This window comes from Aliiroseovarius sp. (genome assembly GCF_030148435.1).
GTDB lineage: Bacteria > Pseudomonadota > Alphaproteobacteria > Rhodobacterales > Rhodobacteraceae > JASBTN01.
Genome location: NZ_JASBTN010000056.1, coordinates 1 through 24,425 on the forward strand (window position 1 = coordinate 1; position 24,425 = coordinate 24,425).

At 64.5% G+C, this 24,425-nt stretch carries 34 protein-coding genes and 1 tRNA gene; 23 read left to right on the forward strand and 12 right to left on the reverse strand.

Annotation, left to right across the window (positions count from 1 at the left end; all coding sequences use genetic code 11):
- The 5 genes from Q1V43_RS10195 to Q1V43_RS10215 form a co-directional block, all read left to right on the forward strand.
- The coding region (locus Q1V43_RS10195) for a beta-galactosidase trimerization domain-containing protein (RefSeq protein ID WP_300517330.1) at positions 1-600 on the forward strand (600 nt) is incomplete at its 5' end.
- Positions 601-917: 317 nt separating this feature from the next.
- On the forward strand, positions 918-1,421 hold the full coding sequence (locus tag Q1V43_RS10200; RefSeq protein WP_300517333.1) for a YbjN domain-containing protein: 504 nt from the start codon (positions 918-920) through the stop codon (positions 1,419-1,421).
- 156 nt (positions 1,422-1,577) lie between these two features.
- Positions 1,578-2,393 carry a pyrroline-5-carboxylate reductase gene (gene proC, locus Q1V43_RS10205; RefSeq protein ID WP_300517336.1) on the forward strand — a complete coding sequence of 272 codons (816 nt, stop codon included), beginning with the start codon at positions 1,578-1,580 and terminating at the stop codon, positions 2,391-2,393.
- Positions 2,390-2,728 (forward strand): tRNA-binding protein, encoded by a 339-nt coding sequence (locus Q1V43_RS10210; protein ID WP_300517339.1) that lies wholly within the window; start codon positions 2,390-2,392, stop codon positions 2,726-2,728. Before proC ends, Q1V43_RS10210 begins: the two co-directional genes overlap by 4 nt.
- Positions 2,728-3,678 (forward strand): D-glycerate dehydrogenase, encoded by a 951-nt coding sequence (locus Q1V43_RS10215; protein ID WP_300517342.1) that lies wholly within the window; start codon positions 2,728-2,730, stop codon positions 3,676-3,678. The genes Q1V43_RS10210 and Q1V43_RS10215 overlap by 1 nt, the downstream gene beginning before the upstream one ends.
- Before the next feature lie 224 nt (positions 3,679-3,902).
- On the opposite strand, the gene Q1V43_RS10220 is transcribed toward Q1V43_RS10215, so the two are convergent.
- Positions 3,903-4,493, reverse strand: coding sequence for a thymidine kinase (locus Q1V43_RS10220; protein ID WP_300517344.1), 591 nt, complete (start codon positions 4,491-4,493; stop codon positions 3,903-3,905).
- Positions 4,494-4,921: 428 nt separating this feature from the next.
- Here Q1V43_RS10220 and Q1V43_RS10225 point away from each other — a divergent pair, with 428 nt between their 5' ends.
- The gene (locus Q1V43_RS10225) at positions 4,922-5,383 is read left to right on the forward strand and encodes a hypothetical protein (RefSeq protein WP_300517347.1); all 462 of its coding nucleotides are present in this window, start codon (positions 4,922-4,924) and stop codon (positions 5,381-5,383) included.
- Positions 5,384-5,425: 42 nt separating this feature from the next.
- On the opposite strand, the gene Q1V43_RS10230 is transcribed toward Q1V43_RS10225, so the two are convergent.
- The 4 genes from Q1V43_RS10230 to Q1V43_RS10245 all read right to left on the reverse strand — a co-directional run bounded on the left by Q1V43_RS10230 (position 5,426) and on the right by Q1V43_RS10245 (position 7,245).
- A complete protein-coding gene (locus Q1V43_RS10230) occupies positions 5,426-5,794 on the reverse strand; it encodes a diacylglycerol kinase (RefSeq protein WP_300517350.1) in 369 nt (122 codons plus the stop codon).
- Positions 5,781-6,152: a YigZ family protein gene (locus Q1V43_RS10235; RefSeq protein ID WP_300517353.1), complete on the reverse strand. Its 372-nt coding sequence runs from the start codon at positions 6,150-6,152 to the stop codon at positions 5,781-5,783. Before Q1V43_RS10235 ends, Q1V43_RS10230 begins: the two co-directional genes overlap by 14 nt.
- 21 nt (positions 6,153-6,173) lie before the next feature.
- Positions 6,174-6,434 (reverse strand): DUF6455 family protein, encoded by a 261-nt coding sequence (locus Q1V43_RS10240; protein WP_300517355.1) that lies wholly within the window; start codon positions 6,432-6,434, stop codon positions 6,174-6,176.
- 94 nt (positions 6,435-6,528) lie between these two features.
- Entirely contained in the window at positions 6,529-7,245 is a 717-nt protein-coding gene (locus Q1V43_RS10245) for a M48 family metalloprotease (RefSeq protein ID WP_300517358.1), read from the reverse strand.
- An 83-nt stretch (positions 7,246-7,328) separates the two neighbouring features.
- Here Q1V43_RS10245 and Q1V43_RS10250 point away from each other — a divergent pair, with 83 nt between their 5' ends.
- A complete protein-coding gene (locus Q1V43_RS10250) occupies positions 7,329-7,592 on the forward strand; it encodes a hypothetical protein (protein ID WP_300517361.1) in 264 nt (87 codons plus the stop codon).
- 81 nt (positions 7,593-7,673) lie between these two features.
- Here the strand turns inward: Q1V43_RS10250 and Q1V43_RS10255 are convergent, their stop codons facing one another.
- Positions 7,674-7,928, reverse strand: coding sequence for a DUF167 domain-containing protein (locus Q1V43_RS10255; protein WP_300517363.1), 255 nt, complete (start codon positions 7,926-7,928; stop codon positions 7,674-7,676).
- Positions 7,929-8,003: 75 nt separating this feature from the next.
- On the opposite strand from Q1V43_RS10255, the gene Q1V43_RS10260 reads away from it, so the two are divergent.
- From Q1V43_RS10260 to Q1V43_RS10270, 3 genes are read left to right on the forward strand one after another with little or no spacing between them, the layout of a single operon-like run.
- Positions 8,004-9,116 (forward strand): class II histone deacetylase, encoded by a 1,113-nt coding sequence (locus Q1V43_RS10260; RefSeq protein ID WP_300517365.1) that lies wholly within the window; start codon positions 8,004-8,006, stop codon positions 9,114-9,116.
- A 48-nt stretch (positions 9,117-9,164) separates the two neighbouring features.
- Entirely contained in the window at positions 9,165-9,743 is a 579-nt protein-coding gene (locus tag Q1V43_RS10265; protein WP_300517367.1) for a nitroreductase family protein, read from the forward strand.
- Positions 9,743-10,456 (forward strand): EI24 domain-containing protein, encoded by a 714-nt coding sequence (locus tag Q1V43_RS10270; RefSeq protein ID WP_300517370.1) that lies wholly within the window; start codon positions 9,743-9,745, stop codon positions 10,454-10,456. Before Q1V43_RS10265 ends, Q1V43_RS10270 begins: the two co-directional genes overlap by 1 nt.
- A gap of 183 nt (positions 10,457-10,639) precedes the next feature.
- Here the strand turns inward: Q1V43_RS10270 and Q1V43_RS10275 are convergent, their stop codons facing one another.
- Together Q1V43_RS10275 and mce are read right to left on the reverse strand one after the other, a co-directional pair.
- A complete protein-coding gene (locus tag Q1V43_RS10275; protein ID WP_300517373.1) occupies positions 10,640-10,924 on the reverse strand; it encodes a DUF1467 family protein in 285 nt (94 codons plus the stop codon).
- A 4-nt stretch (positions 10,925-10,928) separates the two neighbouring features.
- A complete protein-coding gene (mce, locus tag Q1V43_RS10280; RefSeq protein ID WP_300517376.1) occupies positions 10,929-11,333 on the reverse strand; it encodes a methylmalonyl-CoA epimerase in 405 nt (134 codons plus the stop codon).
- 149 nt (positions 11,334-11,482) lie between these two features.
- Here mce and Q1V43_RS10285 point away from each other — a divergent pair, with 149 nt between their 5' ends.
- A complete protein-coding gene (locus Q1V43_RS10285) occupies positions 11,483-12,202 on the forward strand; it encodes a response regulator (RefSeq protein ID WP_300517379.1) in 720 nt (239 codons plus the stop codon).
- Positions 12,203-12,340: 138 nt separating this feature from the next.
- Entirely contained in the window at positions 12,341-12,541 is a 201-nt protein-coding gene (locus Q1V43_RS10290; protein WP_300517382.1) for a hypothetical protein, read from the forward strand.
- A gap of 192 nt (positions 12,542-12,733) precedes the next feature.
- Here the strand turns inward: Q1V43_RS10290 and aspS are convergent, their stop codons facing one another.
- Both aspS and Q1V43_RS10300 read right to left on the reverse strand, forming a co-directional pair.
- Positions 12,734-14,584, reverse strand: coding sequence for an aspartate--tRNA ligase (aspS, locus tag Q1V43_RS10295; RefSeq protein WP_300517385.1), 1,851 nt, complete (start codon positions 14,582-14,584; stop codon positions 12,734-12,736).
- A gap of 195 nt (positions 14,585-14,779) precedes the next feature.
- Complete coding sequence (locus tag Q1V43_RS10300) at positions 14,780-15,127, reverse strand: type II toxin-antitoxin system Phd/YefM family antitoxin (RefSeq protein ID WP_300517388.1); 348 nt, start codon at positions 15,125-15,127, stop codon at positions 14,780-14,782.
- Positions 15,128-15,246: 119 nt separating this feature from the next.
- On the opposite strand from Q1V43_RS10300, the gene Q1V43_RS10305 reads away from it, so the two are divergent.
- The 3 genes from Q1V43_RS10305 to Q1V43_RS10315 all read left to right on the forward strand — a co-directional run bounded on the left by Q1V43_RS10305 (position 15,247) and on the right by Q1V43_RS10315 (position 15,983).
- On the forward strand, positions 15,247-15,432 hold the full coding sequence (locus Q1V43_RS10305) for a CTP synthetase (RefSeq protein ID WP_300517391.1): 186 nt from the start codon (positions 15,247-15,249) through the stop codon (positions 15,430-15,432).
- A gap of 71 nt (positions 15,433-15,503) precedes the next feature.
- Positions 15,504-15,680: a CTP synthetase gene (locus tag Q1V43_RS10310; RefSeq protein ID WP_300517394.1), complete on the forward strand. Its 177-nt coding sequence runs from the start codon at positions 15,504-15,506 to the stop codon at positions 15,678-15,680.
- Between the two features lie 226 nt (positions 15,681-15,906).
- Positions 15,907-15,983, forward strand: a tRNA-Arg gene (locus tag Q1V43_RS10315).
- Positions 15,984-16,329: 346 nt separating this feature from the next.
- On the opposite strand, the gene ychF is transcribed toward Q1V43_RS10315, so the two are convergent.
- Complete coding sequence (gene ychF / locus Q1V43_RS10320) at positions 16,330-17,427, reverse strand: redox-regulated ATPase YchF (protein WP_300517397.1); 1,098 nt, start codon at positions 17,425-17,427, stop codon at positions 16,330-16,332.
- 91 nt (positions 17,428-17,518) lie between these two features.
- Between ychF and Q1V43_RS10325 the strand changes: the two genes are divergently transcribed.
- The 3 genes from Q1V43_RS10325 to trpA all read left to right on the forward strand — a co-directional run bounded on the left by Q1V43_RS10325 (position 17,519) and on the right by trpA (position 19,262).
- Positions 17,519-17,935 (forward strand): VOC family protein, encoded by a 417-nt coding sequence (locus Q1V43_RS10325; protein ID WP_300517400.1) that lies wholly within the window; start codon positions 17,519-17,521, stop codon positions 17,933-17,935.
- 24 nt (positions 17,936-17,959) lie between these two features.
- Complete coding sequence (locus tag Q1V43_RS10330) at positions 17,960-18,394, forward strand: VOC family protein (protein ID WP_300517403.1); 435 nt, start codon at positions 17,960-17,962, stop codon at positions 18,392-18,394.
- 64 nt (positions 18,395-18,458) lie between these two features.
- A complete protein-coding gene (gene trpA, locus Q1V43_RS10335; RefSeq protein WP_300517407.1) occupies positions 18,459-19,262 on the forward strand; it encodes a tryptophan synthase subunit alpha in 804 nt (267 codons plus the stop codon).
- Positions 19,263-19,364: 102 nt separating this feature from the next.
- Here trpA and irr read toward each other — a convergent pair whose 3' ends face one another.
- On the reverse strand, positions 19,365-19,781 hold the full coding sequence (irr, locus tag Q1V43_RS10340) for a Fur family transcriptional regulator Irr (RefSeq protein ID WP_300517410.1): 417 nt from the start codon (positions 19,779-19,781) through the stop codon (positions 19,365-19,367).
- Positions 19,782-19,977: 196 nt separating this feature from the next.
- Between irr and fabA the strand changes: the two genes are divergently transcribed.
- The 5 genes from fabA (at position 19,978) to Q1V43_RS10365 (ending at position 24,405) form a co-directional block, all read left to right on the forward strand.
- Positions 19,978-20,487, forward strand: a complete 510-nt coding sequence (fabA, locus tag Q1V43_RS10345) for a bifunctional 3-hydroxydecanoyl-ACP dehydratase/trans-2-decenoyl-ACP isomerase (protein ID WP_300517412.1) — start codon at positions 19,978-19,980, stop codon at positions 20,485-20,487.
- A gap of 35 nt (positions 20,488-20,522) precedes the next feature.
- A complete protein-coding gene (locus tag Q1V43_RS10350; RefSeq protein WP_300517415.1) occupies positions 20,523-21,125 on the forward strand; it encodes a thermonuclease family protein in 603 nt (200 codons plus the stop codon).
- 105 nt (positions 21,126-21,230) lie between these two features.
- On the forward strand, positions 21,231-22,460 hold the full coding sequence (gene fabB / locus Q1V43_RS10355; RefSeq protein ID WP_300517418.1) for a beta-ketoacyl-ACP synthase I: 1,230 nt from the start codon (positions 21,231-21,233) through the stop codon (positions 22,458-22,460).
- Positions 22,461-22,466: 6 nt separating this feature from the next.
- A complete protein-coding gene (locus Q1V43_RS10360) occupies positions 22,467-23,255 on the forward strand; it encodes an enoyl-ACP reductase (RefSeq protein ID WP_300517421.1) in 789 nt (262 codons plus the stop codon).
- Between the two features lie 361 nt (positions 23,256-23,616).
- Positions 23,617-24,405 carry a site-2 protease family protein gene (locus Q1V43_RS10365; protein ID WP_300517423.1) on the forward strand — a complete coding sequence of 263 codons (789 nt, stop codon included), beginning with the start codon at positions 23,617-23,619 and terminating at the stop codon, positions 24,403-24,405.
- Positions 24,406-24,425: the final 20 nt, after the last annotated feature.

A 24,425-nucleotide genomic window follows, 5' to 3' on the forward strand; every position in this document is an offset into this window, starting at 1 on the left:
TACTGCGCCTGCCGCAAGCTGGGCCTGTCACTGGACATCCTGCCGCCCTCAACGCGTGATTTCACCGGCTACAAGCTGGTTTTGGCACCGGGTCTGATGCATGTGTCCGACGAATTGAAATCCGCTCTAACCAATTGTGATGGAAGGGTTGTTCTGGGGCCACGTGCCGCAGCGCGCACGGCTGAGATGCAGATGCCCGTACCTCTGGCGCCGTCCATTCCCGGGCTGGATGTAACCGTCTCGCGGGTGGAAAGCCTGCGCCCGGACATGCCGCTGGACGTGGAGGGCGGCGGGGCGGTGCAGCTTTATCGCGAGGAACTGGAAGGCACCGCCGACGTCACCCTGCGCCTCGCGGACGGCGCGCCGCTTGTGATGCGGGCGGGGCGGGTGTCCTACCTGGGCGGATGGCTGGACCAGGACGCCCTGTTGCGCCTGTTGCGCAAGACCTGCGCCGAGGTCGGGATCGCGACCCTGGACCTGCCCGATGGCCTGCGCCTGCGCGATACCGGGACCGAACGTTTCTGGTTCAACCACACACCCGGGGACGTGGTGTTCGAAGGGCGCAAAATCCCCGCCGCCGGTGTGCTGCGCGAGGCGTGATCCTTTGCTGCGCGGTTGGCTGTCCGCGCGCTGGATCAACTCTGCTCCCGTCCGGGGTCAGAGCCATGCCGTTCCTCCGCAATCCTCCCCCTGTTGATAACTCGCGCACCCTGTGGAGCGCTGTCGAAATCCTGTGGAGTACTGTGGATTTCCTGTGGACAACTTGCGGTGTTAACAAAGTTTCCCTTTACAGCGAATCACCTTTGCCCCACCATATGTCGTAGGGGTTAGGCGCATAGAACGCCGCACCTAGTACAGGCACCAAGACCTTGGGATCTGCCCCCCGAGCGGCTTGGAAAAGCAGAAAGGACCGCCACATGTCCGCAGCCGAGCAGTATATCGAAAGCGATGACCTTCACCCGATCGACATCGTCGAACACATCGCCGAGCATCACGCCTGGGAATTCGACCGCGTCGCGGACGACCAGATCGCCATGGCCGTCGAGGGCCAGTGGCGCACCTATTCCATCACCCTCGCCTGGTCGCCCTATGACGAGACCCTGCGGCTGATCTGCACCTTCGAAATGGAGCCGCCGGAAGAGAAGCTCCCGAAGTTGTACGAGGCGTTGAACGCGACCAACGACAAGATCTGGGCGGGCGCCTTCACCTATTGGCACGAGCAGCGTCTGATGGTCTATCGCTATGGGCTGGTCCTGACCGGCGGGCAGTTCGCAGGGCCCGAGCAGATCGACAGGCTGATCAGCTCGGCGGTGGGGGCGTCCGAACGCTTCTACCCGGCCTTCCAGCTGGTCTGCTGGGCCGACCGAGAGGTCGAGGACGCCCTGCAGGTGGCCATCGACGAGGCCTACGGCCGGGCCTGACCGGTTCCGATACATCCGGCCGTACAAGACGGCCATCACTCCCTGACTGGCCCTGCCTCGCGGCAGGGTCCTTGTTGTCCGCCCCTGTCCGATTAGCCCATTGCCCCCCTGCCGCCCCGCGATTAACGTCGCGCCAAGGACGACAGGGAGGGTTCCATGGACATGGAAGATCTGAAGGCGCGCGGGCTGGTGCTTCTGGGCTGTGGCAAGATGGGTTCGGCGATGCTGGAAGGCTGGTTGGGGCAGGGGCTTGCGGCCAGTTCGGTCTGGGTGCTGGATCCATACCCGTCCGAATGGTTGCAAGGCCTCGACGGGCTGAACCTGAACGTCGACCTGCCCACAGAACCGGCCATCGTGCTGATCGCGGTGAAACCGCAGATGATGGGCGACGCGCTGCCGGTGCTGGCCGCGCTGGGCAATGGGTCCACCCTGTTCGTCTCCATCGCTGCAGGGACACCGGTTTCCGCCTTCGAAAAGATGCTGGGCGATCAGACCCCAATCATCCGCGCCATGCCCAACACGCCCGCCGCCGTTGCGCGCGGGATCACCGCGATCACCGGCAACGGGCAGGCGACAGCGGCGCACCTGGACCTGGCCGAGGCGCTTCTGTCCGCCGTGGGGCAGGTGGTCCGGCTTGATGGTGAACACCAGATGGATGCCGTCACTGCCGTGTCGGGCTCGGGCCCGGCCTATGTGTTCCACCTGATCGAGACCCTGGCGGCGGCCGGCGAGGCCGAGGGCCTGCCCCGGGCGCTTGCCGTGCAACTGGCCCGCGCCACCGTGGCCGGGGCCGGGCACCTGGCCGAGAATGCCGGAGAGGACGCGGGCCAGCTGCGTGTCAATGTAACCTCGCCCGGCGGCACCACCGCCGCCGCGCTCGAAGTGCTGATGGATCAGGAAACCGGCTTCCCGCCGCTCCTGCGGCGCGCAGTGAAAGCCGCCGCCGACCGCTCGAAGGAGCTTGCGAAATGAGCGAGATCAGTTTCGATGACTTCCTGAAGGTCGATATCCGCAAGGGCACCGTGACCCGCGCCGAACCCTTCCCCGAGGCCCGCAAGCCGGCGATCAAGCTCTGGGTCGATTTTGGACCGGAGATCGGCGAGAAGAAAAGCTCGGCCCAGATCACCGCGCATTACGACCCGCAAGAGCTGGTCGGGAAATCGGTACTGGGCGTGGTGAACTTTCCGCCGCGCCAGATCGGTCCGATGCGGTCCGAGGTGCTGATCCTGGGTCTGCACGACCTAGAGGACAATGTTGTGCTGATCTGCCCGGACAAGGACGCGCCCGACGGCGCGCGCATGTGCTGATGCGGCTGTTCATTTCCCGCCCGCTGCCCGAGGCCGTGCTCGCCCGGGCCCGTGCGTCTTTCGACGTGACCCTGCGCGAAGCAACCACGCCACTGGGCCGTGACGAGATGCTCGCCGCCCTGCGCGATTATGACGCCGTGCTGCCGACCCTGCGCGACAATTTCAGCGCCGAGATCTTTGCCGAGGCGGGCGACATGCGCGCCGGGGTGCTGGCAAACTTCGGTGTCGGCTACAATCACATCGACGTGGCCGCGGCAAAGGCCCACGGCATTGCCGTGTCGAATACCCCCGGCGCCGTGACCGACGCCACGGCGGATACCGCGATGACGCTGATCCTGATGACCGCGCGGCGGGCCGGCGAAGGCGAACGGCTGGTGCGCGCCGGCAAGTGGGAGGGCTGGCACCCGACACAGATGCTCGGCCTGCATGTCACCGGCAAGACCCTGGGTGTGATTGGCATGGGGCGGATCGGCCAGGCCATCGCCCATCGCTGCCACTACGGTTTCGGCATGGAGGTGGTGTTCTGCAACCGGTCGCCGAAAGACCTGGACCTGCCCGCGCGCCAACTGGGATCGATCGAGGAGCTTTGCGCGGTGGCCGACATCGTCGTGGTGGCCACTCCGGGCGGGGTGGAAACAACACACCTGATCGGGGCGGAGGCCTTCCGGGCCATGCAGAGACACGCGCTCTTCATCAATATCGCCCGTGGCGAAGTGGTCGACGAAGCCGCGCTGATCGCCGCGCTTGGGGCGGGTGAACTAGCCGGTGCCGGGCTTGACGTCTACGAGTTCGAACCGCAGGTGCCGGAGGCGCTTCTGGCGATGGAGAATGTGGTCCTGCTGCCGCATCTCGGAACCGCCACGCTTCAGGCGCGCACGGAGATGGGCATGCTGGCGGTCGAGAACCTGGAAACCTTTGCCCGAGACGGCCGTCTGGTGACGCCGGTGTGACCCAATGGTGCGCCTGCGGCGCGCCTGATGTCTCGTCGTCGGCCTGGCGGCCTCCTCTTCGGTGATAGGGGGCGCTGCCCCCACGGCGCTTGCGCGCCTCCCCCGGGATATTTCGGGAAAGATGAATGGCCACACTCTTTTCATCTTTCCGGAAATATCCCCGCCGGAGGCCATCCGAGGGGGCGGCGCAGCCGACACCGAGAGAACAAGTGCGCCGAAGGCGCTCAATTTGCGGGCAGGTCTCCCACCGCTTCGCGCCAATGTCTGCGGCAGAGCGATACATAGCTCTCGTTGCCTCCGATCTGCACCTGCGCGCCATCCACCAGCACGCGGCCCTGGTCATCCTGGCGCGCCACCATCGTCGCCTTCTTCCCGCAATGGCAGATCGTGCGCGCCTCGCGCATCTCGTCGGCCAGCGCCAGGAGCGTGGCGGAACCCGGAAACAGCTTGCCCTGGAAATCCACCCTGAGCCCGTAGCACATGACCGGCACGCTCAGGTCATCCACCGCCCGGGCCAGTTGCCAGACCTGGTCGGGTGTCAGGAACTGCGCCTCGTCGATGAAGACACAGGCCAACGGCCCTTCGGCAAGGCGCGCTTCCAGCCGCGCGAAAAGGTCATCCCCCGCCCGGAACGTATCGGCCTCCGCGCCGATGCCGATGCGACTGCCGATCCGGCCTTTGCCGACGCGATCGTCCAGCTTGGCAGTGATCAGGTAGGTATCCATGCCGCGTTCGCGGTAATTGTAGGACGCCTGCAGGAGCAGGGTCGATTTCCCCGCGTTCATGGTCGAGTAGTGAAAGTAGAGCTTGGCCATGGCCCTCAGTTAGCGCGGGCGCGCGATCGGGGCAACGGGCAAACCGGTCGCAGGTTCGTGGAACGTTGCGGCGGTTGCGGTCCGGCAGGATTTCCTGCGCCGATGCAACGGGATGGTGGGGGGAGGGGAGCGGCTGAAAGCAATTCGAGGCCGTGGGCGCCAGGCGCCCTGGGGATGGAACTGACCTCACACCGTTTACGCGGCGATCCACCTGCACATGTCGGTTGCCCGGACATGCCCCGCAGCCAAAACGCACTGCGGGCCCCCACCACAACCGACGCAGCGGCGTCGGTCATTCGTGACATTTTTCCCGGTGGCCCGGGACACTTGCATAAAGCCATTCCCTTGCAAGGAGATTAATGGGAAAAGGGGTGTGGAATTCCCCTCAAGGCGATTTGAGGGGGCTTGTGGGGACAATGGGGACAGTAATGACAAGTGTCGGGAGTTACCTGAAGAAACATACGGAAGCGTTGGTCAAGGATGTCGGGCTTGAGGCCGCCTGCACGCTGACGGGCAAGTCCAAGGCCACCCTGGGCCGGTATTATTCGGAAGCCGAGGAACATGGCGATCGCTTCATGCCGGTCAATGCGGTGGCGGCGCTGGAAGAGGTCGCGCGCTATCCGCATGTGACCTCGGCCCTGGCCGAGCTGCGCGGCATCACGATCTCCTATGACAGCGAAAAGCGAAATGCGCCCGAGGGCGGGGTGAACGCCGACGTGATCGCGCTTTCGCAGCGGTTCGCGATGCTGATGGGCGAATACCAGCAGTCGATCGAGGACGGGGTGATCACAATCAACGAGGCCAAGCGCCTGCTGCGTGAAACCCTGGCGTTGCAGCATGTGTTGCTGGACATGAAGCTGCATCTGGAAGAAGAGGCCAACGGAACCTGACGGGACCGGCCGGCCCGGAAAACCTGAGAGGCGCCGGGGCCTCTACCCGATCAGGATCGCCACCCAAGCCACGCCCGCCGCGATCGCGGTGATCGCCACCGCGCCCGAGGCCAGGTCCTTGGCCCGCCGGGCCAGATCGTGTTCTTCGGTCGAGATATAATCTACCGTGCGTTCCACCGCCGTGTTCATCAGCTCGGCCGCCAGGATCAGGATACCAAGCGCCAGGATCAGGGCGCGTTCCCCGCCGGTCAGGTCCAGCACCATTGCCAGCGCGGCCGACGCGATGTTGGCCCAGACCCACTGCATCAGCGACTTCTCGTTGCGCCAGCAGTCCAGCCAGCCGCGCCAGGACCAGATCGCGCGCCATTTGAACCGGGTCCACTCGCGGTGGAAGGTGTCACGCAGCCCCATCCAGCCCCTCCGCATTCGCCATGTAGTGATCCACCGCGTCCTGTACGCGCCGAAACCGGTCCCCGCCCAGCTTGGTGCCGCCGAACCATCGGCTGACGACGACCACATGGCCGGTCAGCCCTTCGCGTTCCAGCATGCGCAGGATCACCATACCCGCGCCGGCCTCGCCATCATCGCCCTTCGCGGGTCCGTCATCGGGCAGGATCGCGGCCCAGGTGTTGTGGGTCGCCTTGGCATAGCGCTTGTCGCGGCAGAGCTGTTTCAGGAAGGTCTTGATCTCGGCGCGCGAAGAGACCGGCCCGCCGGACACCGCGTATTTCGACCCGCGGTCGGTCAGGAAGTTTTCGAACTGCTGCATTGGCCCTCCGGTTCGGAGGACTTATCCATATTCGCGCAGGTTTTCCAAGAGCGCCTTGTTGCGGCAGATGCCCGGCGCATGGGTGGCGCCATTCGCGCGGCCTTCCATCCACAGCTCGCACCCCTCGGGGTCGGGGCAGTCCATGCAGCGTGTCACCGCGCCTTCGACCTGCTGATAGGTGATCTGCGCCCTCTCCACCTCGCGACGCAGGTCCAGGCCAAGGGTTTCGGCCATGCGGTCGACAAGATTGGCGTGATGGTCGTATCCGAAATTCATTGGCATGGCGGCTGTCCCCTCTGGCTTTCCCAAGAAAACGGCGAATCGAGCGGGTTTGCCTTGATCCCGATCAAGTTGCGGCCCGGTTGGCGGTGCCTCGCTACATGCCCGCCACCGTGCGCCGCACGGTCTGAAGGCGCTGTGCATTGGGCGGATGGGTGCCAAGGTATCTGTGCCCCGGATCGCGCATCCGGCGGAAATACTGCGCGCCCGTCAAGGCATCATAGCCGGAGATTTCCGTGATCACCGCGCCCAGGGCATCCGCCTCCAGCTCGAACTCCTTCGAGAACCCGCTGATCGCGATCATCCCACCCAGGGTGGCCGCCTGACGCCGTTGCTCCTCGCTTGCCCCGGCCACGGTTGCGGCCACTTCGCCGGCCAGCCAACCGATGCGCATGGCCTCGACCTTGACCGGCAGGTGGCCGCGGATGTGATGGGCCGCCTCGTGGGCCAGGATAAAGGCGATCTCGTGGTCGTTGCGCAATTCGGCCAGCAGCTTTCGGGTAAAGGAGATGGTCGGCTGGCCGCGCCGGTTCTCGCCCTGAAAGGCGTTCGAGGGTGCGTCGGGATGGGTTTCGACCGAGATCCGGTAGTCGCACTTGCTGCGCGGGGCGCGGGCGCGGCATTCGCGTTCGATCACCGGCTCCATGCGTGCGACAATGTCGGCGTACCGGGCGATGCCCCGGTCATTCGGGAACAGGCGCATGGCCACGTCCGGGCTGAACCGGGTTTCTGTCGGCGCCAGCTGGCCGCCGGGGTCTTCGGGGGTACAGGCGGCCAGGATCAGGCCGAACAGGATGACAGCAAAGCGGTGCATGAAGCCTCCGGTTGACGATGACCCGACCATAGGCGCGAAGCCGCGGGGTTTCCAGAGTCCGGGCTGCGCGCTAGGCTGGCGATATGTTTACCATAGAACACGACTTTGACGCCACAGTGATCACCCTCGTCGACGAGCGCCGCGCCTACCTGCGCGAAGACGTGGTAATCAACGCTTTCGACGACTGCGTGACTATTGAACAATGGGAGCCGCAGGAGGATCGCGTGCACAAGATCACCCTGTCGATCAGCCAACTCAAGGATCTTGCCGTCGCCCTGGACCTGCCCGAGGGCATCTATCAGCGCGCCCGGCCCGGCGAGATCGGCGAAGAAGGGCAGGACGGCTGAACCCGCAGGCGGAAAACCAACGGGCCGTTTGCGGAGCTTCTCGCCGCCGGCCGATGGGCGGTCGCGCATGGCCCGGGCCTTTCAATCCAGCCGGAACACCTTGTCCCGGCTGCTCGCCCCCCGCACCAGCACCAACCGTGATTTCGCCACCCCCAGCGCCTGGGCCAGCAGTTTTGTCACCGCCTGGTTGGCCTTGCCGCCCTCGGGCACGGAGGTGGTCAGCACGCGCAGCCCCGCGGGCGTTTCCTCGACCAGGTTGCGCGCGGCTTTCGGGGTGACGCGCAGGGCGATCTCGGCGCCCGGGCGGGCCAGATGGGACAGCGATCCTTTCTTCATGGCCGCCACCCTGGGCAATTGCGCTTTACAGGGCAAGGGCAGCGCGACACTCTGCCTGCCAGAAGGGAGGCGCATATGACCACAGGGTTCTTCTGGGACGAGAAATGCTTCTGGCATTCCGGCGGCAACTACGCGGGGACCGTGCCGGTGGGCGGTCTGGTGCAGCCGCTGGCGGCGGGCGGTCTGCCGGAAAACCCCGAGACCAAGCGGCGGTTGAAGAACCTCATCGACGTGACCGGCCTGTCGGCCGAACTCGCCCTGCGCTCGGCCCCCGCCGCCCGGCTGGAAACCCTCGCGCTGGTGCATCCGGCGACCTACCTCAGCGACTTCAAGTCCGCCTCCGACAATGGCGGCGGCGAACTGGGCCTGCGCACCCCCTTCGGCCAGGGCGGCTATGAAATCGCCGCTCTCTCTGCCGGGCTGTCGGTGGCCGCGTTGGACGGCGTGCTGCGCGGCGAGCTGAGCAACGCCTACGCCCTGTCACGCCCGCCCGGCCACCATTGCCTGCCCGACTTTCCGAACGGCTTCTGCCTGCTTGCCAACCTCGCCATCGCCATCCGCGCTGCCCGGGCCGAGGGCCTGGTGCACCGTGTCGCCGTCATCGACTGGGACGTGCACCACGGCAACGGCACCGAGGCCGTCTTTGTCTCCGACCCCGACGTGCTGACCATCTCGCTGCACCAGGACCGCAACTACCCGCTCGACACGGGTGATGCCGAAATGCGCGGCGAGGGCGCGGGCGAGGGAGCCAACATGAACATCCCGCTGCCCCCCGGCGCGGGCCATGCGACCTATATCGAAGCGATGGAGCGGCTGGTTCTCCCCGCCGTGCGCGGGTTTGAGCCCGAGGTGATCGTGGTGGCCTGTGGCTATGACGCGGTGGCGCTGGACCCGCTCTCGCGCATGCTGGCCACCGCCGCCACCTTCCGCCAGATGACCCGCATGGTGCTTGACCTTGCCGCCGAGGTCTGCGGCGGCCGGGTGATGATGGCCCACGAGGGCGGCTACAGCGAGCTCTGCGTGCCCTTCTGCGGCCATGCGGTGCTTGAGGAAATGGCGGGATCGGCCATCACCGCCCCCGATCCGCTGGCCGCGACCTTTGCCGCCCGTCAGCCCTCGGCGCGCATGCTGGCTGTGTATTCCGGCTATCTCGGCGAGCTGGTGGAGTTTTTCGGCCTCCCCGGTTGACGCAGGCGGCCGCAGGTCCGACATGTGAGCGGACTTTCGGAGGACCAAATGCCCGCACCCAATCAAGCCGCGCTCGATTTCCTGCTGACCCGCCGCTCGCGCCCTGCCAAGACCCTGACCGCCCCCGCGCCGACGCGCGATCAGCTGATGCCGCTCCTCGAAGCTGCCGCGCGCACGCCGGATCACGGCAAGCTGGAGCCCTGGCGCTTCATCGTGCTGGAGAAAGCCGCGCTGACCAGGATGGCTGCCCTGGTCGGGCCGCGCGCCGAGGCGCTGGGCATTCCCGAAGACAAACTCGCCAAGGCGCATGCGCAATTTGCCGATGCGGACCTTGCCGTTGCTGTGATCTCCGCCCCGGTCGACAGCGCGAAAGTGCCCCGGATCGAACAGGTCTATTCCGCCGGGGCGGCCTGCCTTGCCCTTCTGAACGCCGCACTGGCGGCCGGCTGGGGGGCGAACTGGCTGTCGGGCTGGCCCAGCCACGACCGGAGCTTCGTCACCGAAGCGCTGGATCTCGCCGACCATGAAAGCATCGCGGGGTTCATCCATATCGGCACTGAAACCGTCGCCCCGCCCGAACGCCCGCGCCCGGACCTGGCGGCGAAGGTCAGCTGGGTTTCCGACTGATGCTGGGCGATTTCTTCACCGCGCTGGGCCAGATGGGCGACCCGCGTTTCCGCCGGGTGCTGCTCACGGGCCTGGGCCTGACCCTGGGGCTTCTGGCCGCCGTGACCGTGGCCCTGTTCTGGCTTGCGGGCTGGCTGGTGCCCGACACGTTCGCACTCCCCTGGGTCGGCGAGGTCGGCGGGATCGATACCGTGGCCAGCTGGCTGATGGTCGTCCTGATGCTGGTCCTCTCCGTGGTGCTGATGGTCCCCGTGGCCGCCGCCTTTACCGGCATCTTCCTCGATGACGTCGCCGCCGCGGTCGAGGACATGCACTACCCCCACCTTGCGCCCATCGGGTCGGTCCCCCTGAGCGAGACGATCCGCGACAGCATCGGCTTTTTCGGCGTTGTGGTCGGGGTGAACCTCGTGGCCCTGGTGCTTTTCTTCTTCGTCGGCCCCCTGGCGCCGGTTCTGTTCTGGGTGGTCAATGGCTACCTGCTGGGCCGCGAATACTTCCAGATGGCCGCCATCCGCCGCCTCGGGCGCGAAGGCGCCAACCGGTTGCGGGCGCGCCATTCGGGCCAGATCTGGATCGCCGGCACGCTGATGGCCGTGCCCCTGTCCGTGCCGCTCGTGAACCTGCTGGTCCCGGTCATCGGAGCGGCCACCTTTACCCACCTGTTCCACCGTCTGAATGGCGAAAACAGACAGGGCGCGCCCGCGCACCGTTGACGCTTTGGGTGTGGCCACCCCTTTCACCTTTCCCGAAAATATCCTGGGGTGAGGCCGCACGGCCGAGGGGCAAAGCCCCTGGAGCGCCGCGACGCCGCGCCCAAAGCGCGGCACCTCCGACCGGCAGGACAAAAGGGCCAACCTGCCGGGCCTGTCGCCCTGTCCGCCCCCCCGGTCGCCGCCTTACAGCGGCTCCGCCGGGGCTTCGTAGCGGTCGAACCAGTCCAGATCCTCGACCGTGATCCAGCCCGACAGGATGATGCCCGCGATGATCACCCACAGGACCGTCGTGATCCCGGTGACGATCAGCATCGTGCGCTTCACCCTGAAATTGGCCGGGGCGCCGGCATGGGTTCCCGGCACCACCTCGCCCTCGTCGCCCTGGGTGCGCAGGCGCACCGGCAGGGTCACGAACATGGTCATGAACCAGATTACGGCATAGAGAACCATCGCGGCTGTGATTGACATCGGATCAGACCTGTTCCAGCTCGACCAGGGTGCCGTTGAAGTCCTTCGGGTGCAGGAACAGCACCGGCTTGCCATGGGCGCCGATCTTGGGCTCGCCGGTGCCCAGCACGCGGGCGCCTTCCGCCTTCAGCTTGTCACGTGCGGCCAGGATGTCCTCGACCTCGTAGCAGATGTGGTGAATCCCGCCCGAGGGGTTCTTGTCCAGAAAGCCGGCAATCGGCGAGTTCTCACCCAGCGGGTAGAGCAGCTCGATCTTGGTGTTGGGCAGGGTGATAAAGACGACCGTGACGCCGTGATCGGGCTCGTCCTGCGGTGCGCCGACCTCGGCCCCCAGGGTATTGGCATATTGGGCCGACGCGGCTTCCAGGTCCGGCACGGCAATGGCCACGTGGTTCAGACGTCCGATCATCTCTGTCTCCTCTTCCTTCGGTTGGCCCGCTTATGCCGCGTGGCGGCCCCCCGGGCAAGCCGTGACGGTGCGTTGAAGGGGCGGTGGGCGATGTTAACGCGGTATTAGGTAAATGCATGTTCACTCCTTTGACAGAAAGGAGACACGACATGAGCGATGATCTTGAACGCTATGTCCTGAACCGCCCGCGTACCGCCGACCGGCCGCTTCAGGGCATGACCGTGCTGGTGGTCGAAGACAGCCGGTTTGCAAGCGAGGCGATTCGCCTTCTGTGCCTGCGCTCCGGGGCGCGCATTCGACGGGCTGACAGCCTGCTCGCCGCACACCGCCACCTGGCGGTCTACCGCCCGTCGATCGTCATTGTGGACATGGGTCTGCCGGACGGGTCCGGCGCCGATCTGATCCATGAACTGTCCGGCGCCCAGCCCCGCGTGCCGGTGCTCTTGGGGATCAGCGGTGACATGGACGGCGAGGCGCTGGCGATGGACGCGGGGGCCGACGGCTTCCTGCCCAAGCCCCTGGAAAGTCTGGCGCAATTTCAACAGGCCGTGCTGATGCACCTGCCGCCGGGCGAAGGGCCGACCGGTCCGCGCAAACTGCCACGTGAGGTCGTGCACCCGGATATGTTCGCCTATCAGGACGACCTGAGCCACATAGCCGAGGTGATCCGCGAAGCCCCCGACGGACACACCCTGGACTATATCGCGCAGTTCCTGTCCGGCGTGGCCATGTGTGCCCATGACGACAGGTTGGAGGCCGCCGCGATACGCCTTGCCCGGTCCCGCGCCAAGGGGCGGGGCACCGGCACGGATATTGCCCGGGTCGCAGGCATCGTGCAGGAACGGCTGGAGCGTCGCCGCTCGATCTGAACCCTGAAGGGAGGCGGGCGGCCCGCCTGGCCGGGGTGATGCGGCACCGGAATTCCCATCGCTCTCCGTATTTCCGCCCCAATTCCTGTCAAGACTGGCACTGTCCACTGTGGCATCGGTAACAGAAGGAGCAACCCGATGATTTCGAACTCCATGCGCAAGCGTCTCCTGGCGGATCAGGATGGCAATGTGGTGATCGATTGGGCGGTGCTTTTGACGGGTGCCCTGTTGATGACCACCGCGGTCGCGCTGACGGTCATCGACCGTGGTGAGAGCGTCGCGGACGACAGGAGCGGTCCGGCAATCACCGCGGAGGGTTATCCGACCGGCGCGGCGTGATCCCGACCCCGCAGCGACAGGGGCGGTGCACTGCTGCCCGCGCCCGTGAAACCGGCCCACCCATTCCCGCGCCCGGCCGCAGGCCCGGTCCCGCGCCAACCGGCTGCGGCGACAGGGGCGCAACGCCCGGATCTTCTTGCTAGTGTGGGCGTCTTGGGATCAAGCCGTGAGCCGACTTGATCTCGAAACGCTTTATTCCTGAGGAATGACGCGCAGGTGCAGTTCGCGCAGCTGTTCGTTCGCGGGCTCCGAGGGCGCGGCCATCATCAGGTCTTCGGCGCGCTGGTTCATCGGGAACATCATGACTTCGCGAATGTTCTCCTGATCGGCCAGCAGCATGACGATGCGGTCGACACCGGCGGCGCAGCCCCCGTGCGGCGGCGCGCCATACTGGAAGGCGTTGACCATGCCGCCGAAACGCTTGCGCACCTCGTCCTCGCCGTAACCCGCGATTTCGAAGGCCTTGAACATGATCTCCGGCTTGTGGTTCCGGATCGCGCCGGAGACCAGCTCATAGCCGTTGCAGGCCAGGTCGTACTGATACCCGGTGGCCGACATCGGATCGCTTTCCAGGATATCCATCCCACCCTTGGGCATCGAGAACGGGTTGTGGTCGAAATCGACCTCGCCGGTTTCCTCGTCCTTCTGGAAGATCGGGAAATCGACGATCCAGGCAAAGGCGAAACGGTCCTGTTCGGTCAGGCCCAGCTCGTTGCCGATGACGGTCCGGGCACGGCCGGCAACGCCTTCGAACGCCTTGGGCTTGCCGCCCAGGAAGAAGGCCGCGTCGCCCAGGCCCAGGCCCAGTTGCTGGCGGATCGCCTCGGTGCGTTCGGGGCCGATGTTCTTGGCCAGCGGCCCGGCGGCTTCCATGCCGCCTTCGACCTCGCCGGATTTCAGCTTGGCCTGGGCTTCCTTGACCGGGATGCCAAGCTCCTGCGCCACCGCATCGGCGGTCTTTTCGCGCCAGAAGATATAGCCCATGCCCGGCAGGCCTTCGCCCTGGGCGAATTTGTTCATCCGGTCGCAGAACTTGCGCCCGCCGCCACCGGGGGCGGGGATGGCGCGCACTTCGGTGCCCTCCTGCTCCAGCAGCTTGGCGAAAATGGCAAAACCCGAGCCGCGGAAGTGCTCGCTGACCACCTGCATCTTGATCGGGTTGCGCAGGTCCGGCTTGTCGGTGCCATACCACAGCGCCGCGTCGGCATAGGAGATCTGCTCCCAGTCCTGATCCACTTTGCGGCCGCCGCCGAACTCTTCAAAGACGCCGCGCAGCACCGGCTGGATCGTGTCGAACACGTCCTGCTGGGTGACAAAGCTCATCTCCATGTCGAGCTGGTAGAAATCGGTGGGCGAGCGGTCCGCGCGCGGGTCTTCGTCGCGGAAGCAGGGGGCGATCTGGAAATACTTGTCGAACCCCGCGACCATCATCAGCTGCTTGAACTGCTGCGGCGCCTGGGGCAGGGCGTAGAACTTGCCCGGATGCAGGCGCGAGGGCACCAGGAAGTCACGCGCACCTTCAGGGCTGGAGGCGGTGATGATCGGCGTCTGGTATTCGCGAAAACCCTGATCCCACATGCGTTTGCGCATCGACATGACCACGTCCGAGCGCAGCTTCATGTTCTCCTGCATGACCTCGCGACGCAGGTCGAGGAAACGGTATTTCAGGCGGGTTTCTTCCGGGTATTCCTGGTCGCCAAAGACCATCAGCGGCAGTTCGTCGGCAGCACCCAGCACTTCCAGGTCACGCACGAAGACCTCGACTTCACCGGTGGGCAGCTTGTCGTTGACCAGCTCGGGGTCGCGCGCCTTCACGTTGCCGTCGATGCGAATGCACCATTCCGACCGCACCTTTTCCATCTCGGCAAAAACCGGGCTGTCCGGGTCGCAGAGCACCTGGGTAATGCCGTAATGGTCGCGCAGGTCGATGAACAGGATGCCGCCATGGTCGCGGACACGGTGGACCCAGCCCGACAGGCGAACGGTTTCACCCACGTTGGATTTGTTCAGATCGGCGCAGGTATGGCTGCGAAAGGCGTGCATGGTCGGCTCCCGATTGGGGGTAAAAGAAGTCACGCGCCGATACACCCGCCTTGGCCGCCAAAGTCAAGGCAATAGAGCGGACGGGGCGGATTGTGGTGGGGGCTGTGGCGGGTTTTTCGGCCCCTTTCCGGGCGCAGGACGCAATTCGCGCCGAAAACGTCCCCGCACCCGGACCCCGGGGGAACCGGCGCGTGCCTAAGGGTTTTCTCTCCGTCCGAGGAACCACCACCTGCGCTTCCTTTCCACCTTCTTTTGCGTCGCCGCCTTCCCTGACACCTTTCCCCCCGCTGCCTCCCGTTCCCGGGTCCACCCCGTTTTCTTCACCCAGGCGGCGCCCATCGGGCGGCCTGTCTCGGGGTTGAGCGGGCCGAAGAGGTCGAGGTTTTCGTCCTCCCAGATCCGGTCGACCTGCCCCATCGACACGATCGCTGCGACCTTCCTGCCGTGGCGGGTGACGAGCACGAAATCGCGTTCGGCGATGGCCGTGTCCAGTGCCTCGGTCAGACGGGCGCGCAGGTGGGATGTGGGGATGATCAGAGCCATGGCGGTGCCTTCGGGATTGTTAAAGTCACGGGCTGCGACCCTTTAAAGAGTTGCAAATTCGCCCCCGAGCATCGTTAAAGACGTTAAAGAAGCCGCAATCCCACCGAACGGAGCCCGCCATGATCCGCCTCGCCCTTCTGTTCCAAGGCATCATCGGATCCACCCTCGCCAGCGTGGTGGTCGTCGTCGCCCTGGTCGGTGGCGTCACCGGTCTCTGGCCGCTGCTTGGCCTCGCGGCCGTCGGATTGGCGCTGGGCTTTCCCGTCGCGCTGGTCATTTCGCGGCGAATGATGGGCGGTGACTGATTTGGATCAAGGATATATCTGGAACATGTAATATTTATGTGTCTGCGTACAATTCGGACAAGGAGGCCCACATGTTCCGTTTGGCCCTGATTCTCTATGCAATGATCGGCACCTCGCTGGCCGGTATCCTCATGGTCGTGGCGCTGACCACAGGCTACGATACGACGCAACCTGTTGTTATCTCAGCACTTATCGGATTCATTATCGGCGCGCCAGCGGCCTGGATGGTGGCTAGGGCGATCAGTTGAACCCCGCTGACCCCGGGGTAATTTGACGGTTGAAGGGGGCCGCGCTCTGCGGGTCTTCCTGCACATGCAGCGACCCCTTAGCTTACCTGGGTAGGGCAATAATATGGCCCGACTACTTACCAATTTCAGGCAAGCAATTATATTCTAAATGAAAAATACCTGGTAAGCTTGCCAGGTAGGTGTCTGATTGACAATCATTCGTCTCGAAGACACAAAGCAGAAGTGCGCCCACGTAATTCAACTGGATAGAATATCCGACTTCTAATCGGGCTGTTGGGGGTTCGAGTCCTCCCGTGGGCGCCAATTTCTTGACAGTGTCTATGGAGCATAAGCGCGCATACCGGCCCGCTTTTCTGCTAATTTCTCGTCAATAAGTCTGGTTTTACCCGGGCCCCTTCCAAACGGCGACCGGGTGCATTCTTGCTGATACGCGCGGCAGATTGGCTTGGGCATTTGGTAACGTTCGTCGCGCAGTCCGAGCCGCATCAAGGCCGGTCTCAAAAAACCATCCATGAACCTGTCGTGGTTTGATGTCGCTCCTTTGAAAGCATTATTGCACCAAAGGAGACGAAATATGGGCACGAAAAAACGGGCGAACGTCGAAGGGACGCGGCGCGAATAGCTGTCTGACGTCAACGCCCAGGCATGGTCAGGCGTTGAACAGGAAGTGCAGCACATCCCCGTCCTTGACCTCATAGCTCTTGCCTTCGGCGCGCATCTTGCCTGCTTCCTTGGCACCACTTTCACCATTGCAGGCGATGTAGTCGTCATAGGCGATGGTTTCGGCGCGGATGAAGCCGCGTTCGAAATCGCCGTGGATGACACCGGCGGCCTGCGGGGCACGGGTGCCCTCGCGGATGGTCCAGGCACGGGCTTCCTTGGGGCCGACAGTGAAGTAGGTTTCCAGGTGCAGAAGCTCGTAACCCGCGCGGATCAGGCGATCGAGCCCGGCCTCTTCCAGACCCAGTTCCTCCAGGAACATCTCCATGTCATCGGCGTCGAGCTGGCTGATCTCTTCCTCGATCTTGGCCGAGATCACCACCGAGGCCGCGCCCTGTTCGGCCGCCATCTTCTCGACCGCGGCGGAGTATTCGTTGCCCTTGGCCGCGTCTTCTTCGTTCACGTTGCAGACATAGAGTATCTTCTTGGTGGTCAGAAGCTGGAGCAGTTTCCAGGCTTTCCTGTCCTCCTCGTCCACCGCGACGGTGCGGGCGGGTTGGCCGTTTTCCAAAGCCTCCTGCGCGGCGGCCAGCAGGCGGTCCTGCTGCTGGGCTTCCTTGTCGTTGCCCTTGAGCTTGCGCACCAGGTTCTGGCGGCGTTTCTCGATCGACTCGAGGTCGGCCAGCATCAGCTCGGTCTCGATCACCTCGGCGTCCTCGACCGGGTTCACGCGGCCTTCGACATGGGTGACGTCACCGTCCTCAAAGCAGCGCAGCACATGGGCGATGGCGTCCACCTCGCGGATATTGGCCAGGAACTGGTTGCCCAGCCCTTCGCCCTTGGACGCGCCTTTCACCAGGCCCGCGATATCGACGAAGGTCATGCGGGTCGGGATGATTTCCTTCGACTTGGCGATGGCCGCCAGCTTGTCCAGCCGGTCGTCCGGCACCGCGACCTCGCCCACGTTGGGCTCGATCGTGCAGAAGGGAAAGTTCGCGGCCTGCGCGGCGGCCGTCTTGGTCAGCGCGTTGAAGAGGGTCGATTTGCCCACATTCGGCAAACCCACGATACCCATTTTGAAACCCATGACGGCCTCCTGAAACTCTGGTCGCGCCGTGCATATGGGTTTGGGGCGACTTGCGCAAGCGTGGTAGGCTTTCCCGAGGGAGGACCAAGCCATGCAACCGATTGCCTACCTCTTCTTCAAGGACCAGTGTCGTGCCGCAATGATGTATTACGGCGGGATCTTCGGCACCACGCCCGAGATCATGACCTTCGCCGACATGCCCGATGCGGATCGCGCCGGGATGCCGGGCGCACCGGATGATGCGGTCATGCACGCAGCATTGGCGATTGACGAAGGCTGGATTTATGGCGCTGACGACCCGTTCGACGAGATGGGGCCGATGAAGGGCTGCAGCATTACCCTGTCCCTGCCTGGCGAGGCCGAGACCTGGCGCGTCTGGGCGGCGCTGGCTGAGGGGGGCGAGGTCGGCATGGCGCTCTCGCCAATGTTCTTCGCGCCGCTGTTCGGCATGTTGACCGACAGGTTCGGCATTCGCTGGATGATCATGACCGATGCCGGGCCCGCGTGACTTGACCCCAAGGAGGTGACGACAATGGATTTGAACCCCTACCTGACTTTCGACGGCAACCTTGAGGAGGCCTTTGCCCGTTACGCCAAGGTGCTGGGCGGCGAAGTGACCGTTCTCCAGCGGTTTTCCGAGATGCCGGGCAGCGAGAATATGCCGCCCGAGATGCTGACCAAGGTCATGCATGGCGAACTGTGCATCGGCGATCGCAAGATCATGGGCTCGGACAATGCGGGGCCGGATTTCGTACCGCCCGCCTCTGTGCATATCCAAACCGGCTGGACAGATTTCGACGAGGCCGCGCGGGTCTTTGCCGGGCTCAGCGAGGGTGGCGAGGTCATCATGCCCTTCGCCGAAACCTTCTGGTCCCCCGGTTTCGGCATCTGCCGCGACCGTTTCGGCGTACCCTGGATGGTGAATGTCTATGGCGAAGACTACATGAGCGACCCGGCCACCGCGTAACCGGGATTGATTTTCCCGCCCGCTTTGGGCACATCGGGGCGGATACACTCAGAAGGACGCCCCGATGACCCGCCCGACCACCCGCATTGACGACAAGTTCGCCGCTCTGAAAGCCGACGGCAAGAAGGCCTTCGTGGCCTATATCATGGCCGGCGACACGGACGAGGCGACCTCGCTGGAGGTGATGAAGGGCCTGCCGGGCGCCGGCGTGGACATCATCGAACTGGGTATTCCCTTTACCGACCCGATGGCGGACGGGCCGACCATTCAGCTGGCCGGTCAGCGCGCGCTGGAAGGTGGCATGACCCTGCAGAAAACGCTGGATATGGCCACCGAGTTCCGCAAGTTCGACGATGCGACACCGATCGTGCTGATGGGCTATTACAACCCGATCTACAATCGCGGCGTGGACAGGTTCCTGGAGGACGCGAAGGCCGCCGGTATCGACGGGCTGATCGTGGTGGACCTTCCGCCGGAGGAGGATGAAGAGCTCTGCATCCCCGCGCAGGCCGCCGGGCTGAACTTCATTCGCCTGGCCACGCCCACGACGGATGACAAGCGCCTGCCCAAGGTGCTGCAAAACACCTCGGGTTTTGTCTATTACGTCTCGATCACGGGCATCACCGGCGCGGCCGAGGCCTCCGCCGCCGACGTGGCCCCGGAAGTCGCCCGCATCAAGGCGGCCACCGACATTCCCGTCATCGTGGGCTTCGGCGTGAACACGCCCGAAAAGGCCGAGGCAATCGCCGGAGTCGCAGATGGGACCGTGGTGGGCTCGGCCATCGTCAGCCAGATCGCGGCGGGCAAACCGGTGGCAGAGGTGCTGGCTTTCGTGAAATCCCTCGCCGACGGCGCACACCGGGGATAAGCAGCCTTCCGAACTCGCAACACAAATAGCGGCGACGCGCCCGGCCCAAACAAAAAACGCCCGCGGTCTCCCACGGGCGCGTCAAACCGGACTGTTCGGACCTCAGACCCGGCGCAGCCGGATCACCACGTCGACCTTCGACACCTCAGCCCCTTCCGGCGCCTCGGGCAGGGCGGCGATCTTCAGATCCTCTGCCGGGGCGTCCATCAGTTCCTCGGTGTCTTCCCAGAAGAAATGCGGGTGGTTGGTCACGTTGGTGTCGAAATAGCTCTTGGCGCCGTTTACCGTGATCTCGCGCAGAAGCCCCGCGTCCGAAAACGAGCGCAACGTGTTGTAGACCGTGGCCAGCGAGACCTTTTCGCCGACGTCGCGGGTGGCGTCATAGAGGCTTTCGGCGGTGACATGGCGGTGCTTGCCATCCCCCACCAGCAGCGCGGCCAGCGCAAGACGTTGACGGGTCGGCCGCAGTCCCGCACCCGACAGCCATTCCGCCCCAATTGTCATCGCATCGCTGATCATAATGAATCCCGTTCGCTAGCCTGACGCATTATATAGGGCATTTCGCCCCGATCAGGCAAGAGAGGCGCGCCACATTGGCCCGCCCCGCCCCGTGCCGCCCCCTTGCCTGCTTGGCCCCGCGCCCCTTGCACCCGCATTCCCGCCGGTGATAGAGGGGAGGCAAGGGACACAACACAAGATATGGGGCAGTACCAATATGGCGGACTATCCGACGAGCTTCGACCGGGACGATCTTCTGAAATGCGCACGTGGCGAACTGTTCGGGCCCGGCAATGCTCAGCTGCCGGAACCGCCGATGCTGATGATGGACCGCATCACCGACATTTCGGCCGACGGCGGTGCCCACGGCAAGGGCCATGTGCTGGCCGAATTCGACATTACCCCCGATCTGTGGTTCTTCGACTGCCACTTTCCCGGCAACCCGATCATGCCCGGCTGCCTGGGTCTGGATGGGCTGTGGCAACTGACCGGCTTCAACCTGGGCTGGCGCGGCTGGCAGGGGCGCGGCTATGCGCTGGGTGTCGGCGAAGTGAAACTGAAGGGCATGGTGCGCCCCGACCGCAAGATGCTGACCTACAAGATCGACTTCACCAAGGCGATCCAGACCCGCCGCCTGACCATGGGCGTCGCCGACGGCATCGTCGAGGCGGACGGCGAGGTGATCTACGAAGTCAAGGACATGAAAGTGGCGCTTAGCGAGAGCTGAGGCGGGCACAACGGGGCGCGACGGAACCTGAGTAGATGGTTGTTGAGTTACTGGTTGGCGTTCTGATTGTTGCCTTGGTCCTCCGCAAGGGGATCAAGCTTCAGAAGCCGCCACAGCGCCCAGCTCGTCGCCCCACCCCGACCGGGCCGCCTCATCGACAGCCGCAACCTTTTGATGCCGCAAGCTCCAATCCCACGCTCACGAAACCCCATCTGATCGGGCGTGCATATGTCGTGGATGGCGACACGATCAAAATCCGGAAAACCCAAATTCGGCTGTTCGGTATCGACGCACCGGAAATGAACCACCCTTTCGGCAAAAAGGCGAAATGGGAGTTGGTCGCCCTGTGCAAAGGACAAAACGTGCGCGCCGAAATCACCGACAGGGATGACCATGGCCGCACCGTTGCCAGGTGTTATCTGGAAGATGGTCGTGATCTGTCCGCCGAAATGGTCAAGGCGGGGTTGGCCATCGACTGGCCCAAGTTCTCCGGTGGCAAATACAGCCACCTCGAAGTCACTGAAGCGCGCAAGAAGATGTGGCTGGCGGATGCCCGACAAAAAGGCCGGATTCACGTTTGGGATCAGTTCGAGGCCAAGCAAAGAGCGCGCAACGCGAATGGTCAGGCAAACGGCTGACGCGGAGCCCGACAGGGAGAAGGTGGCGGTCAAATAGACACCCCGCCTTGCCCCCACTCCCGGCCTGTCCTACACAGGTTCAAGCAAATCTGAAGGAGACCGCGCATGCGTCGTGTCGTCGTTACCGGGCTGGGGATCGTCTCGGCCATTGGCAATAATGCAGACGAGGTTCTGGCCTCGCTCAAGGCCGGGAAATCCGGGATCACTGCGAACGAGGACATGGTGGAACACGGGTTCCGCAGCCAGATCGCGGGCAAGCCGGATATCGACATCACCCAGCATGTCGACAAGCGCACGTTGCGCTTCATGGGGCCGGGCGCGGCCTATGCCTTTATCGCGATGGGTCAGGCCATCGAAGACGCCGGGCTGAGCGAGGATCAGGTGATCAACCCGCGCACCGGGCTGGTGGCGGGCTCGGGTGGTCCGTCGACCAGCGCGATGTTCGCCGCCCACCAGACCGCGCTGAAATCGGGTGCGACCAAACGCATTGGCCCGTTCGCGGTGCCCAAATGCATGGGCTCGACCATCTCGGCCAACCTGGCCACCGCCTATCAGATCAAGGGCATCAACTATTCGATCACCTCGGCCTGTTCGACCTCGCTGCACTGCATTGGCAATGCGGCGGAGCAGATCATGATGGGCAAGCAGGACATCATGTTCGCCGGTGGCGGCGAGGAGCTGGACTGGACGCTGTCCTGCCTGTTCGATGCCATGGGCGCGATGTCGTCCAAGTACAATGACACGCCCGAGAAAGCCTCGCGCGCCTTCGACGCCAACCGCGACGGTTTCGTGATCGGCGGCGGCGGCGCCATCGTGGTGCTGGAAGACCTGGAGCACGCGCTGGCCCGTGGCGCGACCATCTATGCCGAAGTGACCGGCTATGGAGCCACCTCGGACGGCGCCGATCTGGTTGCACCCTCGGGCGAAGGCGGCGAACGCGCCATGCGCCTGGCACTGTCCACCCTGCCCGAAGGCCGCAAGGTCGGCTATATCAACGCCCACGGCACCTCGACCCCGGTCGGTGATGTCGGCGAAGTCGAAGCCGTGCGCCGTGTATTCGGCGAGGGCCAGACGCCGCCGATCAGCTCGACCAAATCCATGACCGGCCACAGCCAGGGCGCGACCGGCGCACAAGAGGCCGTTTATTGCCTGTTGATGCTGAAAGACGATTTCATCACCCCCTCGATCAATGTCGAGGAACTGGACCCGGCCCTGAGGCCGGAAGAAATTGCGACTGAACTGGTTGAAAATGCAGGACTGGACAGCGTGATGACCAACAGCTTCGGCTTTGGCGGCACCAATGGGTCGATGATCCTGAGCAGGTACAAGGGGTAATCCGTCATGGCAGGATTGATGCAAGGCAAACGCGGGCTGATCATGGGCGTCGCGAACCAACGTTCGATTGCATGGGGCATTGCCCAGGCCATGGCGAACGAAGGCGCGGAGCTTGCCTTCAGCTATCAGGGCGACGCCTTCGGGCAGCGGGTGAAACCGCTGGCCGAAAGCGTTGGGTCGGACATTCTGGTCGATATGGACGTGACGGATGACGCCGCCCTGGACGCGGGCTTTGCCGATCTGGCCAGCCACTGGGACCGGGTCGATTTCCTGGTCCATGCGATTGCGTACAGCGACAAGAACGAGCTGACCGGCCGTTTCGTCGACACCTCGCGCGAGAACTTCAAGAACTCGCTGGACATCTCGTGCTATTCACTGATCGAGGTCGCGCGCCGCATTGCACCGCTGATGACGGATGGCGGCACGATCATGACCATGACCTATGGTGGCTCGAACCGGGTGACGCCCTACTACAACGTCATGGGCGTGGCCAAGGCCGCGCTGGAAAGCTCCGTGCGCTACCTCGCCAATGACCTCGGCCCCGACGGGATTCGCGTGAACGCGATCTCTCCCGGTCCGATGAAGACGCTGGCCGGGGCGGCCATCGGTGGGGCGCGCAAGACCTTCCGCCATACCGAGGCCAACGCGCCGCTGCGTGCCAACGCCACTTTGGAGGCGATCGGTGGCACCGCGGTCTATCTGGCGTCGGACTACGGCGCCTGCACCTCGGGCGAGATCATCACCGTCGACAGTGGCTTCCACGTGCTGGGCATGCCGCAGTCCGAGAACCTGTAACCCGGCCCGGGCAGAGCGCCCCGGCCATCCTGCTCGACATGCTCTGCCCGTCCGCCCCCTTCTGCGCCGCCAGCTTGTTTCTTCGCGCAATCGCACGGAGACGTGCTGGTTTGGCACTTCCGGAGCCACCTCCGCGCTGACCCTGCAGACCCGACACCCCTCTTTATCTTGCCACAAGTATCCCGGGGGTTTGGGGGCTGGCCCCCAAATGGCCCCGCAGTTGAGGACGCCCCGTCACCCAACCGTCAACAGTCTTATTCCCAACGAACCCTTGCCCGAATCCCCGATCCGCGCCATGCCGGAAGAACCCGGACGGACACGCGGGTGATCCGTCCGGATGGACCTATGGGGGAAAGGCGCCATGACATTCCTGATCCTGGCAGGCACGCTGATGCTGGCCACCGTGCTGATGGTGCGCCCGGCGCTGGTCTCCGGTCCGCCGCTGGTGCTGCAGGGATTCAACGGCGCGGGCGTGGTGCTGGGCTTTGCCTGTTTTGTCGCGATGGCCGTGGTCATGGACCCTCTGTTCAGCTTCGCGCTGTTGCTCGCCTTCCTGCTGCATGAATTCGGCCATGTCGTCGCGCACCGCATGGTCGGGCACCATGACGCCCGCTTTCGCCTGATCCCGTTCTGGAACGGCGCGCGTATCTCGGACCGGCCCCCCACCACCGATGCCGACGCCTTCTTCATCGCCCTGATGGGCCCCGGCGTGTCGCTGGCCCCGATGGTCTTGAGCTTCGCCCTGGCCCCGGCGCTGGCGTCCACCAGCCCGCTGGTCTCCGAGTTCTTCCTGCAATTCGCCCTGGCCATCGGGGCGCTGAACTTCGTGAACCTGCTGCCGATCTGGCCGCTGGACGGCGGGCGTTGTGTGCGGCTGCTGATCCAGGCCCGGGCACCGCGTTTCGGATCCCTGGCGGCGGCCTCCATGTCGGCGGCCCTGCTTGGATTTTCCGTTACCGTGCATTCCGTGCTGTTGACCTTGCTGGCGCTGGCGGGCGGCTTTGCCCTGATCGCCAACCGCGTCGAACCCGCCCCGCGCCCCACGCTTTCGCGCCGCCAATGGCGTGTTGCCGCAACCGCCTGGTTTGCATCCCTCGCGGCGTTTTTCCTGGGCGGCTGGTGGGTGATCAATCTGATTCCGTTCAGCTGACCGGGGCGCATTTCTACCCC